This is a genomic window from Aeribacillus sp. FSL K6-8210, assembly GCF_037963925.1.
GTDB classification, from domain to species: Bacteria; Bacillota; Bacilli; order Bacillales; family Aeribacillaceae; genus Aeribacillus; species Aeribacillus composti.
In genome coordinates, this window is record NZ_CP150172.1 from 670,550 (window position 1) to 684,316 (window position 13,767).

At 40.3% G+C, this 13,767-nt stretch carries 11 protein-coding genes; 8 read left to right on the top strand and 3 right to left on the bottom strand.

Features of this window, described 5'->3' with window-relative positions; translation table 11 throughout:
* The first annotated feature begins 28 nt into the window (after positions 1 to 28).
* The 4 genes from NSQ41_RS03340 to NSQ41_RS03355 are packed head-to-tail and all read left to right on the top strand — an operon-like array spanning position 29 to position 5,668.
* The gene (locus NSQ41_RS03340; protein ID WP_063389246.1) at positions 29 to 679 is read left to right on the top strand and encodes a class II aldolase/adducin family protein; all 651 of its coding nucleotides are present in this window, start codon (positions 29 to 31) and stop codon (positions 677 to 679) included.
* 30 nt (positions 680 to 709) lie between these two features.
* Positions 710 to 2,182: a rhamnulokinase family protein gene (locus NSQ41_RS03345; protein ID WP_311066879.1), complete on the top strand. Its 1,473-nt coding sequence runs from the start codon at positions 710 to 712 to the stop codon at positions 2,180 to 2,182.
* A 23-nt stretch (positions 2,183 to 2,205) separates the two neighbouring features.
* Positions 2,206 to 3,993: an L-fucose isomerase gene (locus NSQ41_RS03350; RefSeq protein WP_063389244.1), complete on the top strand. Its 1,788-nt coding sequence runs from the start codon at positions 2,206 to 2,208 to the stop codon at positions 3,991 to 3,993.
* Between the two features lie 25 nt (positions 3,994 to 4,018).
* Positions 4,019 to 5,668 (top strand): ribulokinase, encoded by a 1,650-nt coding sequence (locus NSQ41_RS03355; protein WP_130156712.1) that lies wholly within the window; start codon positions 4,019 to 4,021, stop codon positions 5,666 to 5,668.
* A 290-nt stretch (positions 5,669 to 5,958) separates the two neighbouring features.
* Here NSQ41_RS03355 and NSQ41_RS03360 read toward each other — a convergent pair whose 3' ends face one another.
* From NSQ41_RS03360 to NSQ41_RS03370, 3 genes are read right to left on the bottom strand one after another with little or no spacing between them, the layout of a single operon-like run.
* Entirely contained in the window at positions 5,959 to 7,140 is a 1,182-nt protein-coding gene (locus tag NSQ41_RS03360) for an acetyl-CoA C-acetyltransferase (protein ID WP_063389242.1), read from the bottom strand.
* Positions 7,141 to 7,794: a CoA transferase subunit B gene (locus NSQ41_RS03365; RefSeq protein WP_063389241.1), complete on the bottom strand. Its 654-nt coding sequence runs from the start codon at positions 7,792 to 7,794 to the stop codon at positions 7,141 to 7,143.
* A 17-nt stretch (positions 7,795 to 7,811) separates the two neighbouring features.
* A complete protein-coding gene (locus tag NSQ41_RS03370; protein WP_063389240.1) occupies positions 7,812 to 8,513 on the bottom strand; it encodes a CoA transferase subunit A in 702 nt (233 codons plus the stop codon).
* Positions 8,514 to 8,623: 110 nt separating this feature from the next.
* Between NSQ41_RS03370 and NSQ41_RS03375 the strand changes: the two genes are divergently transcribed.
* The 4 genes from NSQ41_RS03375 (at position 8,624) to NSQ41_RS03390 (ending at position 13,760) form a co-directional block, all read left to right on the top strand.
* On the top strand, positions 8,624 to 9,262 hold the full coding sequence (locus NSQ41_RS03375) for a LysR family transcriptional regulator (protein ID WP_339211005.1): 639 nt from the start codon (positions 8,624 to 8,626) through the stop codon (positions 9,260 to 9,262).
* Between the two features lie 120 nt (positions 9,263 to 9,382).
* Positions 9,383 to 10,633 (top strand): IS4 family transposase, encoded by a 1,251-nt coding sequence (locus NSQ41_RS03380; RefSeq protein WP_339192832.1) that lies wholly within the window; start codon positions 9,383 to 9,385, stop codon positions 10,631 to 10,633.
* Between the two features lie 189 nt (positions 10,634 to 10,822).
* Positions 10,823 to 11,059, top strand: a complete 237-nt coding sequence (locus NSQ41_RS03385) for a LysR substrate-binding domain-containing protein (protein ID WP_339211598.1) — start codon at positions 10,823 to 10,825, stop codon at positions 11,057 to 11,059.
* 553 nt (positions 11,060 to 11,612) lie between these two features.
* On the top strand, positions 11,613 to 13,760 hold the full coding sequence (locus NSQ41_RS03390; protein WP_063389238.1) for a hydantoinase/oxoprolinase family protein: 2,148 nt from the start codon (positions 11,613 to 11,615) through the stop codon (positions 13,758 to 13,760).
* The last annotated feature ends 7 nt before the right edge of the window (positions 13,761 to 13,767 follow it).

Consider the following 13,767-nt stretch of genomic DNA (forward strand, 5'->3'; position numbering starts at 1 on the left):
GATAAACATATACTAGAGGTGGAATTTAATGTCAGCAGTAATCGGAGAACTAAAAAAATATGCACATAAAATTGTAGATGCTGGTTTAGTTGTTGGAGCCGGTGGAAATCTCAGCATGCGTGATGGTGAATACATGTACATTTCACCAAGCGGCTTTGATTTAAAGGAGATTGAAGATGATCAATGGGTTAAAGTAAAAATTGACACTGGAGAAGTTTTTGGAGATTTAAAACCTTCCTCCGAATTGCTCATGCATTTAGAATGCTTTCGGCGAAATCCAGAAATCAATGCAGTGTTGCATGCGCATCCTAGCTACTCTGTTGGAGTCTCTAGTGCAGGGAAAGATATCCCAATGCTTTTCCCCGATTTTCCTGCAATGGTAAAGAAAGTTTCCTACTTAGATTATATTATTCCTACAACCAATCTTTTAGCAGAAGCTGTTGGAGAAGTCATCCATGACAGCGATGTCATTGTGATGAGGAATCATGGGGTGCTCACAGTCGGCAAAACGATGAAAGAAGCATTTTTTTATATGCAATTAACCGAAGAATCAGCCAAAGTATTTACCATCGCTTCAACTGTCGGTACTCCGAGAATTTTAACGGAACAAGAGTGCGAAGATTTACGAAATTTATCATCCGAAAAGTATCGGGCCAGTCTGTTAAAGAAGAAGTCATAAACAGGCTTATTTTACGGGAGTGCGTATGACATGAAAAGAGTACTAGCTTTTGATTTGGGTGCTTCGAATGGTCGATTAATACTCGGAGAATATGAAAATAAAAAATTAAACATAACAGAAATTCACCGTTTTCAAAATAACCCCATCACGATCGGAGATCATTTGCATTGGGATTTAAACTACTTATTTACTGAAATGAAAAAAGGAATAAAAAAATTTGTCGAGGTTTATGGAAAAAGGATCGATGGAATTGGTTTTGATACATGGGGAGTAGATTTCGGTCTCATTTCTGAGGAAGGAGATCTATTAGAAAACCCGTATTCTTATCGGGATACACATACCGTTCTCTTTATGGATGAAGTCCATGAGAAGATAGATAAGAAAAAACTTTTTCAAATGACTGGCGTAGAGCCAGCTGCCATCAATACGCTTTATCAGCTGTATGCGATTTTGAAAACAAGGCCTGAGCTAATAGAAAAGGCAAAATATATATTAATGACACCGAGTCTGTTCGCCTATTTGTTTACAGGTGAAATCAAAAATGAATTTACAATCTCGTCGACTTCTCAACTATTAAATTGGGAAAAAAAAGATTGGGATGAGACGATTTTAAATAAGCTGTTTGCAGATAAGGTGAATTTTGCACCTCTGGTAGAAACGAATCGCATTTTGGCCAAAACGAAAGCATCTATTAATAAGGAATTAGGGATCGATCCGGCCAATGTCATCGCGGTTCCAGGACACGATACAGCTTGTGCTTTAGGTGCCATGCCGATTCAAAATGATCAAACAAGCTGTTTTATGAGCTGCGGAACATGGGTGCTGATCGGTGTGACGGTTGAAAAGCCGGTTGTTTCAGATGAAGCTTATGAATGGGGCTTCACAAATGAAGGAACATTTGACGGGAAGTTCCGTTTGCAAAAAAACAATACCGGCTTATGGTTTATTCAACAGTGTAAAAAAGAATGGAACGATAATGGCGAAGGCATCTCCTATGAAGAAGAAAGCCGGCTGATAGAAGAAGCAGAACCGTTCCGTTCTTTTATAAATCCAAATGATCCATCGTTTTTTAACCCGCCAAGCATGCTGAAGGCTATTCAAGATTATTGTCAAAAAACTTTACAGCCTATTCCGGAAACGAAAGGGCAATTTTTGAGATGTATATTGGAAAGCTTAGCTTTTCAATACCGTTTCGTGATCGAACGGCTGGAAAATTTAATCCATCATAACATCCGGTCGATTCATATGGGAGGCGGGGGAATACAAAACAAATGGTTTTGTCGATTTATTGCTGGCGCCGCAAAGCGTACCGTTTATGCAGGGCCGGTGGAAGCCAGCGCAATCGGCAATATGCTTTCTCAATTAATTGCCCTTGGAGAAATTGCAGACTTAGAAGAAGCAAGAAAAATTGTTACCAACTCCTTTAGCTTTAAAACATATGAACCCGAAAACTGTGATCATTGGGAAAAACATTATAAATCATTTCTAGCAATCATTAAATAAATAACATACAGGAGGAATGAAAGATGGCAAAAGATCCACGATATGTAGGAAATCTACCAAAGATAGGAATACGCCCGACGATCGACGGCAGAAGAAAAGGAGTTCGTGAATCATTAGAAGAAACAACAATGAACATGGCAAAAGCTGTAGCTAAATTACTGGAGGAAAATGTTTTTTATTATAATGGACAGCCAGTGGAATGTGTGATTGCAGATACATGTATTGGAGGAGTAAAAGAAGCGGCAGAAGCAGCTGAAAAGTTTGCAAGAGAAGGCGTTGGCGTTTCGATTACTGTTACTCCATGCTGGTGCTATGGAACTGAAACAATGGATATGGATCCTCACATTCCGAAAGCAGTTTGGGGATTCAATGGAACAGAAAGACCTGGCGCTGTCTATTTAGCTGCTGTTCTAGCAGGTTATAACCAAAAAGGACTTCCTGCCTTTGGAATTTACGGTAAGGATGTTCAAGATGCAGGAGATACGAATATACCTGAAGATGTAAAAGAGAAGCTCATTCGTTTTGCAAAAGCAGGACTGGCTGTTGCTATGATGAAGGGTAAATCTTATCTCTCCATTGGATCTGTATCAATGGGAATTGCAGGAAGTGTTGTGCAAGAAGACTTTTTCCAAAACTATCTTGGAATGAGAAATGAATATGTTGATATGAGCGAATTCGTGCGCAGAATTGAACTGGAAATTTACGATAAAGAGGAATATGAAAGAGCCTTAAAATGGGTGAAGGAAAACTGTAAAGTTGGTCCGGACAACAATCGCGACGGCTTTAAAAGAACAGAAGAGCAGAAGGAAAAAGATTGGGAAATCAGCGTAAAAATGGCTCTTATCGCACGCGACTTAATGGTTGGCAATAAAAAATTAGAAGAAATGGGATATGGAGAAGAAGCTCTAGGAAGAAACGCCATTGTTGCTGGTTTCCAAGGACAGCGTCAATGGACCGACTATTTCCCAAATGGAGATTTTATGGAAACGATTTTAAATTCATCTTTTGACTGGAACGGAAAAAGAGCGCCATATATTTTTGCAACGGAAAATGATAACTTGAACGGCATTTCCATGTTGTTCGGCTACCTTTTAACTAATACGGCGCAAATTTTTGCCGACGTGAGAACTTATTGGAGTCCGGAGGCTGTCAAGCGGGTAACTGGCTATACTCTTGAAGGGAGAGCGGCAAACGGAATCATCCATTTAATTAATTCTGGAGCGGCTGCATTGGATGGAACAGGAGAACAAACAAAAGACGGCAAACCAGTTATTAAACCATACTACGAATTGACAGATGAAGATATTAAAAAATGCTTGGAAGCAACACAATTTAGACCTGCTTCAACTGAATACTTCAGAGGCGGCGGATATTCAACTGACTTTTTAACAAAAGGCGGCATGCCTGTAACGATTTCGCGCTTAAATATTGTTAAAGGGCTGGGTCCTGTTCTGCAAATTGCAGAAGGATATACGGTTGATTTGCCGGAAGAAGTTCATGACGTGCTTGACAAACGGACCGATCCAACTTGGCCTACCACTTGGTTTGTTCCGAATCTAACCGGAGAAGGTGCATTTAAAGATGTTTACTCGGTTATGAATAACTGGGGAGCCAACCATTGTTCCATCAGCTATGGTCATATTGGAGCCGATTTAATCACGCTGGCATCCATTCTTCGCATTCCGGTAAATATGCACAATGTACCTGAGGAAAAAATATTCAGACCAGATGCTTGGAGCATGTTTGGAACAAAAGATCTTGAAGGCGCTGATTACAGAGCATGTAAAAACTTTGGGCCGATCTATAAATAACAAGTAACAAAGGAACGGGATGCTTATGAAAAAATACGCAATCGGAGTAGATTTTGGGACTGAATCTGGAAGAGTTGTCTTAGTAGATGTTGCAACTGGTGAGGTTGCTGGTACTCATTCCACACAATATAAACATGGAGTCATAACGGAAACTCTTCCTCATAAGCAGAAGAAGCTGAAAAACAGTACAGCTCTTCAGCACCCGCAAGATTATTTAGATGTGCTGGAAACGTCCATCCCGAGAGTGTTAGAGGATTCCGGGGTGAGCAAAGATGATATCGTCGGCATAGGAATTGATTTTACATCCTGTACAATTCTGCCTGTCGATGAACAATTAACACCATTATGTTTTCAGGAAAAATGGAAAGATGAGCCGCATGCATGGGTAAAATTATGGAAACATCATGCAGCGCAGCCAGAAGCAGATACAATTAATCAATTAGCAAGCGAGTCGAATGAAGAATGGTTAAAGCGTTATGGTGGAAAAATTTCGTCAGAATGGATGCTGCCGAAAATATTAGAGATTATACATGATCGTGAGGAGCTCTATCATGAAGCGGCATTGTTCCTTGAAGCAGCTGATTGGCTGACGTCGCTGATGGTCGGTGAAGTGAAACGAAATAGCTGTTCTGCCGGCTATAAAGGAATGTGGCATAAACAGGAAGGCTATGTAAGAAAAGAATTTTTAAAAAGACTTCATCCATTGATGGAAAATATTTATGAAACAAAACTGTCGGGTGAAGTGGTTCCGATCGGCAGCAAGGCTGGCGAGCTGACGGAAGAGTTTGCAGCAAAAATTGGACTAAAACCAAAAACACCGGTTGCCATTGGAATTATAGATGCTCATGCTGCTGTTCCAGGTGCAGGAGTTACCGCACCTGGAAGCATGGTTATGGTTATGGGAACCTCCACCTGTCATATGCTGTTAAGCACAAAAGAAGAGTTTGTCGAAGGAATCAGCGGAGTCGTCGAAGATGGAATAATCCCTGGCTACTACGGATATGAGGCAGGCCAGGCTGCTGTTGGCGACATTTTTGCATGGTTTGTCAAAGAGCTTGTGCCGGGTTATGTCGAAAGAGAAGCGGAGGCCAAAAATCTATCTATTCATCAATATTTGGAACAAAAAGCCAGCACATTGCCTCCAGGATCAAAAGGATTGCTGGCATTGGATTGGCATAATGGAAATAGAACTCCGTTAGTTGATGCCAATTTGTCAGGTTTATTAGTCGGTCTTACGCTGAATACAAAACCTGAAGAAATTTACCGTGCATTAATTGAATCAACAGCATTCGGGACACGCTTGATCATTGAAAGCTTTGAGAATGCAGGAATCGAAATTAATGAATTGGTTGCATGCGGCGGACTGCCTCATCAAAATGAAATGCTCATGCAAATATATGCAGATGTAACGGCAAGACCAATCAAGATCGCATCTAACAAAATCACATCAGCCATCGGAGCTGCAATGTTCGGAGCTGTTGCTGCAGGATCAAAACTAGGTGGATACGATACGATCGAAGAAGCAGCAGCAAATATGGCCAAATTAAAAGACAAAGTTTTTTATCCGAAACAGGATCACGTAGAAAAATATAATTTGTATTATGAAGAGTATAAAAAATTGGTAAACTATTTCGGCCGCGGAACGAACAATGTGATGAAAAAAATAAAAAATTAATACAAAATACGGGGGTGTCTAATAAGTCGCTTTTACGGCTTATTGATGCCCCCTTTAATGTTTTGAAACGTTGATATATCGATGTTTATGATTTTTTGCTTTCAATGGGGCCTGATTTTATGGAGGCTTCTTTTTTTATTTTGCACTGGCGCACAAAACTACTGATGCTAAATGTTTTAATAGAATCAAAGCTTGATGCAAAATGGCGATTATGTTTCTATTAAATCAATATAATAATTAGTTTGGTCAAATTCACTCTTTTTGTTTATAGGTTTCAAATTATATCCATTTTATTTTACTTCAATCATCACGGCATCTCCCTGACCGCTTCCAGAACAGATCGCTGCGATTCCAATCCCTCCTCCGCGACGGCGTAATTCGTACGCTAGTGTCAAAAGAATACGCGCGCCGCTTGCGCCGATTGGGTGACCAAGGGCAACAGCACCGCCATTTACATTCACTTTTTCCGGATCGATTCCCGCAATTTTTATACTAGCGAGTGCAACGACTGCGAATGCTTCATTAATTTCGAACAAGTCGATATCATCGACAGATTTCCCCGTCTTTTTCAATAGCTCAAGAATGACAAGACCCGGTGTTATTGGAAAATTTTCTGCTTCAACCGCAACTTCTGCATGACCAATGATGGTTGCAAGAACGTTTTTACCTTCTCTTTTTGCCCGTTCATCGCTCATCAGTACAAGCGCTGCAGCTCCATCATTAATTCCAGGTGCGTTGCCGGCTGTAATCGTTCCATCTTTGTCAAATACAGGAGGTAATGTTGCCAGAATCTCTTTCGTTGTGTCTTTTCGCGGTGATTCATCTTTATAAATGACAAGCGGGCTGCCTTTACGCTGTGGAATTTCAACCGCTGCAATCTCTTCTGCCATCTTGCCTTCTTCGATTGCTGCAATTGCTCTTTTATGGCTTCTCACAGCCCAATTGTCCTGTTCTTCACGCGATATTTCATACTCTTTCGCAATTTTGTTTCCGTACGTCCCCATATGAACACCAGTAAAACTGCATGACAGGCCATCATGAATCATTAAATCAACCATCTGTGCATTACCCATTCTTAACCCCCATCTTGCGTTCTTCAATGCATATGGAGCGTTTGACATTGACTCCATGCCGCCTGCCAAAATGATTTCTTCGTCGCCTGCCCGAATGATTTGATCAGCCATTGTTACACTGCGAAGACCGGATGCACAAACTTTATTCACTGTTTCTGTTTTAATGCTCCAAGGAATACCTGCTTCACGTGCTGCCTGGCGCGACGGGATCTGTCCCTGTCCAGCCTGAAGAACATTTCCGAAAATGACTTCATTCACATCTTCAGGCTTTACTTCTGCTCGCATTAAAGCCTCTTTCATCGAAATACCGCCAAGCTGTGATGCTGTTAATTGAGCAAGCGATCCGTTAAATTTTCCAATCGGGGTACGCGCTCCTTCTAAAATAACTGTCTTTACCATTTAATTCACCTCCGAAAGTTCAGGAGAAACTGTGAATTTTGCCTCTGTTTTTGCTATCACTTCATCAACTGAAACACCATCCATTGTTTCAATCAGCACCATCCCTTGATCTGTAAAGTCAAACACGGCTAAATCGGTAATCAATCGATGGACGACACCTTTTCCAGTAAGTGGAAGTGTACATTCTTTCTTCACTTTCGATTCCCCGCTCTTGTTCAAATGTTCCATAATGACGATGACACGTTTCGCACCGTTTACAAGATCCATTGCTCCGCCCATACCTTTGACCATTTTCCCTGGAATCATCCAATTGGCTAAATCGCCGTTCTCTGAAACTTCCATACCTCCTAAAATAGCAAGATCAATATGTCCTCCACGAACCATTGCAAATGATTCGGCACTGTCAAAAAATGAAGCGCCGAGCACTGTAGTAATCGTTTCTTTACCAGCGTTAATCAAATCGGGATCTTCCTCCCCTTCAACCGGATAAGGTCCAATGCCAAGCAGCCCATTTTCTGAATGTAATAAGATGTTGAAATTGGACGGAATCTCATTGGCAATAAGTGTTGGCATTCCGATGCCAAGATTGACAATCATTCCGTTTTCAATTTCCTTTACCGCACGCTTAACAATCTTTAATCGATTGTTAGACATCCTGATCACTCCTTCTTTTATTTAGTAACCACTGTTCTCCGCTCAATGCGTTTTTCATAATTCGTTCCTACCAGTAAGCGTTGAACATAAATACATGGTGTGTGAATTTCGTCCGGATCAAGTTCACCAGGTTCAACAATTTGTTCCACTTCCGCTATGGTGATTTTACCTGCCATTGCGGCAAGCGGATTAAAATTTCGCGCTGTTTTCCGATACACAAGATTCCCATAAGTATCAGCCTTCCACGCTTTTACAAAAGCAAAATCTGCAACGATGGCTTCCTCTAGCAAATATGTTTTTCCGTTGAACTCTCTTTCTTCTTTTCCTTTTGCGATCGGCGTTCCGACACCTGTTGCGGTATAAAAAGCCGGAATTCCTGCTCCGCCTGCTCTCATTCGTTCTGCAAGAGTACCTTGTGGTATAAGTTCTACTTCTAAATCGCCGCTTAAAAATTGCTGTTCAAAAATTTTATTTTCCCCGACGTAGGAAGCGACCATTTTTTTTATTTGTTTATTTTTGAGTAGAAGACCAAGTCCCCAATCATCGACACCACAATTGTTGCTGTAAATAGTCAAATTCTTTGTCCCCTTGTCACGTAAAGCTTGAATAGTCTTTTCTGGAATTCCGCACAACCCAAATCCGCCTACAACAATGGATGCACCGTCTTGAATGTCTGAAACCGCTTCCGAAAATGAATTCATGATTTTGTTCATGAACATCTCCTCCTTTCTTTGTCTTATGTAAGAGTTTACATTCCCATTATCTATAAGTAAAATAGATAAAAAGAATACAATTTATTCCAATAGTGAATAAATAAGGGGGGAGTATGGTGGAATTTCGTGATATTCAATCTTTCATTGATGTTGCCAATCATAACAGCTTTACAAAGGCTGCTGAATATTCCTACTTATCACAGCCTTCATTGAGCAAAGCCGTTAAAAAGCTTGAAGCTGAGCTGCATGTTGAACTGATCGAAAGGTCAACTCGTCATCTCCGTTTGACAGATGCAGGTCAAATTGTATATCAGCAAGGAAAAAAATTGATTGAAACGTTGGAAGAAATGAAAATGTTATTAGATGAACTTTCTAATCTTGCGACTGGAGAGATTAAGATGGGGGTTCCGCCGCTCATTGGAACTTTGTTTTTTCCTTCTATTGCTAGAATGTTTCATCAAAACTATCCGAATGTGAAACTTGAACTTATAGAGCTTGGGGCAAAGGTCATCGAACAATTAGTGGAAGAAGGAGAGATTGACATTGGCATAGTTGTACTGCCTGTAGACGAATCCGTTTTTCATATTCATCCGTTTATTACAGAAGAATTTGTCTTGTTTATTCATCGTGACCACCCAATTGCACAAAAACAAACAGTTTCAGTACATGAATTAAAAGATGAACCGTTTATATTGTTTTCGAAAAACTTCAAACTCCACGATTACATCATCAACACATCAGTAGCATTGCATTAAGTTAATTTTAATTTGTCAAGCCCAATTTTATGTTAAATTTCATCTTTTTGGATATAAAAAAACTCCTTATAATTAGGATTGGCAGTCCTATCCAAATCCTAAGAATAAGGAGAAACCATTATGGATAAGAATACCACAGAATCCACAATAAATGAACTATTTAAAGAGATCGATCCAATAACTTTTTCAAAACTAATTAATGTGATTGACGTTGACAAATACATTAAAAAATTAACGGCGTATAAGTTTTTACAACTTTGTATCATCGCTCAGTTAAACGAATTGGAAAGCTTAACAAAATTGGCCAAACATTTGAAAGACAAGGAAGAGTTGCAGACATATCTGGAATTTGATGCAATTAGTACTTCGCAACTTTCTCGCAAATTAGGCCAATTATCCCCTCAACTGTTTGAAAAAGTATTTAAATATCTGGTCTTAAAGATCCAAGGGCAAATGAAAAATGCCCCGATCATCCGAAACATTGGTCGTCTTCTGGTCATTGATTCTACCACGATGAGCATGAGTTTGAGCCAATATCCATGGGCAACTTTTCGTAAGACAAAGGCTGGTGTTCGACTCCATTTAAAGGTTGTTGTAACGAAGGATATCACTGTTCCGGATCAAGGGATTATCTTACCCGCGAAACATGCCGATCGCACACAGATGGACGAACTCATTGAAATCGATCCAAATGCGATTTACTTGTTTGATCGAGGGTATGTCGATTACAAACAGTTCGACCGCTTATGCCGAGAAGGGGTGCGATTCATTACCCGGCTTAAAAAGAACGCAGAGATTGAAGTTTTATCGGAACGGATTCCCAATCCAGAACGTTTGATTTATAGGGATCAGATTGTCATTTTAGGAAATGACCGTAATCATACCAAAATGACTCATCCTCTCCGATTGATCGAAACGGTCGACAGCGAAGGGAATCCCGTGATCATCATAACCAATTGCTTTGATCTTTCTGCGGAAGAGATTGCAGATTTATACCGATATCGCTGGAAGATAGAGACCTTCTTTAAATGGATGAAACAGCACCTTAAGATAAAAAGATTTTATGGAAAAAGTCAAAATGCCGTTTACAATCAAATTTGGATCGCCCTAATCACCTATTGCTTACAGGCCATGCTCCAATTAAAAGTGAATCACGATGGTCCTTTATTAGAGATCAAGCGAACTTTACAGAATCTGCTTTTTAAAGGTTTTGACTGTTTTGTTCGCTCCCTTTTTAAAAAGCCAATTCGAACGTCCAACGGTCGGAAAAAATACCATTGGGAAAAAGATTTTGAAACCATCGTGTACCAATTTGAAGAAGGGGAGGTGGAACACCTAGACGATTTAGTTTATGATCCAATGTTTCTGTAATATATTACCAAATTGTGGAAATGGACTGCCGATTAAGACGTCATTGTCCTTTTAAGCTTGCTTAGAAAGATTGTATGTCTGAATATTCAGTTACATGAAATAACTGGAATTTTTATTGAGCTTGACAAACATTAAATTTTTTTATGCAACGCTACTGTCAACACATGTAAAAATGCAGGCTTTACTCCAATTGTTTCATATGAAAGCTCGCAATGGGATTTAATTCTTGAGCTTGTTTCATCAAAACTAGGTATTACTTTAATGCCGAAAATGATTTTTCATAAACAGAACAGCCCCAACATCACGATTGTTCCGCTTAAAGATCCGCCTCTTCTTTGGAGACTCGGCATCATTACGAGAAAAGGCAGATATCACTCATTTGCTTTAAAAAAATTGCTGGAAATGCTTAAAGAAAATCCATTATGATTTTTCAAACGTATTTATCGTTTCGATAATGGGGACTTTCATCAAAGTATCAACTGTTTCCGGTGAAAATTTGAGAACATTCAAACTTGTTTTTTACTTAGAAACAAAATGAAACTGCAGTTATTTGTTCATCAAATTTTCCATCATAAAATTAGGACGGTACAATAGTGGCTTTGTCATTCAAGTCGTCTTTGTTGTCCCTTGGAAAATTCCTTGTCGTTATTTTTATGTTTACTAGACTAAAAGATGGTCTATTTTTTTACAAAAAATCTCTTGATCGAGCTTAAGCTGTCTGTCGAATTGTATGGAGCAAGCAACAAAATTCTATGGGCGAATTGCAACAAATTCTTTTTTAGCTGTATTGTTGTACGAAAAAATTGTAGCGAAACAGTGTAGCGATTCACTACAATTCATCATTCTCTTTCACCATTCTCTAATTTACGAAAGCCTTTTCTCTCCTTAATTTTTTGATAATTTTTAATATTGGCACGAATGTTGCAAAGTAAAAAGCGAAAACAAAATCAATTTTTGAAAAAAGAAAGGAGAGAAATGGATGGAAGCAGTAACAACTCGGAATGCACAAATACTTGCTATCGATGCAGGGGGAACGATGACAGATACCTTCATTATTGACGACAATGGTGAATTTGTCGTCGGAAAAGCACAATCCACACCTGAAGATGAATCAATTGGTCTTCTCAACTCTGCAAGGGATGCACTAACTTACTGGAACACAACAGTAGAAGAAGAATTTCCTAAATTGCTTGCGGGTGTCTACTCCGGAACAGCGATGCTGAATCGTCTCGTGTCAAGGAAAGGACGCCGCGTCGGTCTGATCGTTAATAAAGGGATGGAGGATTTCCATCGAATGGGCCGGGCGATCCAGGCTTACCTAGGATATTCTTATTCAGACCGTTTACACTTGAATACTCATCGTTACGATCCTCCACTTGTACCGAGAGAATTGACAAGAGGCGTAACAGAAAGAGTCGATTTATTTGGAAACGTTGTCATTCCGCTTTATGAACATGAAGTGGAACCAGCAGTATTGGACCTTCTGGAACAGGATGTCGAAGCAATTGTGATCAGTTTGCTTCATTCTTACAAATATCCGCAGCATGAACGAAAAATTAGGGATATTGCAAAGGAAGTCATGAAGAAAGTCGGAAAAGAAGTGCCTGTGTTTGCATCGGTTGATTATTACCCTGTTAGAAAAGAGTCTCACCGCACAAATACAACCATTATTGAAGCATATGCAGCAGACCCGTCTCGGGAGACATTGTCGAAAATTGATAACATGTTAAGAAATCACGGGGCAAAATTTGATCTTCGGGTCATGGCCAGCCACGGTGGAACGATAAGTACGCGAGCAAATGAACTGGCAAGAACGCTCGTTTCAGGTCCGATTGGGGGAGTAGTTGGCGCGAAATATCTTGGTGAACAACTCGGTATTCGCAATATTGCATGCTCGGATATCGGCGGAACAAGTTTTGATATGGCGCTTATTACTCAAGGGGATTTGAGTATTAATACAAGCCCAGATATGGCAAGGCTTGTACTATCATTACCGCTTGTTTCCATGGATACTGTTGGAGCTGGGGCCGGCAGCTTTGTGCGAGTGGATCCGAACTTCAAATCATTAACACTTGGACCGGACAGCGCAGGTTCGAGAGTCGGCGTTTGTTATCCGGAAGGCGGTATAGAAACGGTAACAGTAACCGACTGCCACGTTGTTCTTGGACTAATCAACCCGGATAATTTCCTTGGCGGCGAGGTTAAGCTATATCCGGAAAGAGCCTATGAAGCATTGAAGAAGCAGGTCGCCGATCCGCTCGGATTATCTGTTGAAGACGCAGCATACGGTGTTATCGATCTGCTTGAGTCGCAACTGCGCAATTACCTTGAATCTATGATCCTTGGAAAAGGGTATTCGCCATCTCAATATGTATGCTTCTCTTATGGAGGCGGTGGTCCGCTTCATACTGCCGGCTACACAAAAGGTCTTGGCTTTGAAGATGTTCTAGTACCGGCGTGGGCAGCTGGATTTTCTGCTTTTGGCTGCGGTGCGGCAGACTTTGAATACCGCTATGATAAAACACTTGATATCAATGTAAACAACGGAGATGAAGACAGCAGTAAGCTGAAGGCAGGTAAAGAATTGCAGGATGCTTGGGATGAACTAATCGAAAAAGTGGCAGCTGAATTTGAGAAAAATAACTTTAAACGACAAGATGTGAGTTTCCGTCTTTATTTCCGCATGCAGTACCAAGGTCAGTTAAACGACCTTGAAATTGAATCGCCGATTCAAAAGTTTAAGGATATTAACGACTGGGAAGAGCTTGTCAAAGCATTCGAAGAAACGTATGCGAGAATTTACGCAAAAGCGGCCAAATCGCCTGAACTCGGTTACAGCATCACAGGAGCAATCGTACGCGGTATTGTTGAAGTGGCAAAGCCGAAAATTCCTGAGGAGCCTTTATCTGGAGAAACTCCGCCGTCAGAAGCGTTTCTTGGCCAGCGTGATGTGTATTGGAAGGGCGAGTGGATCAAAGCAAACATTTGGGAAATGGAAAAATTGAAGCCAGGGAACAAAATCGGTGCATTTTCAATTTTAGAATCACCAGCCACAACGTTTGTGATTCCACCTGGTTTTGAAACATATCTTGATGAGCATCGCATTTTCCACTTAAAAGAACTTTAAGGAAAAA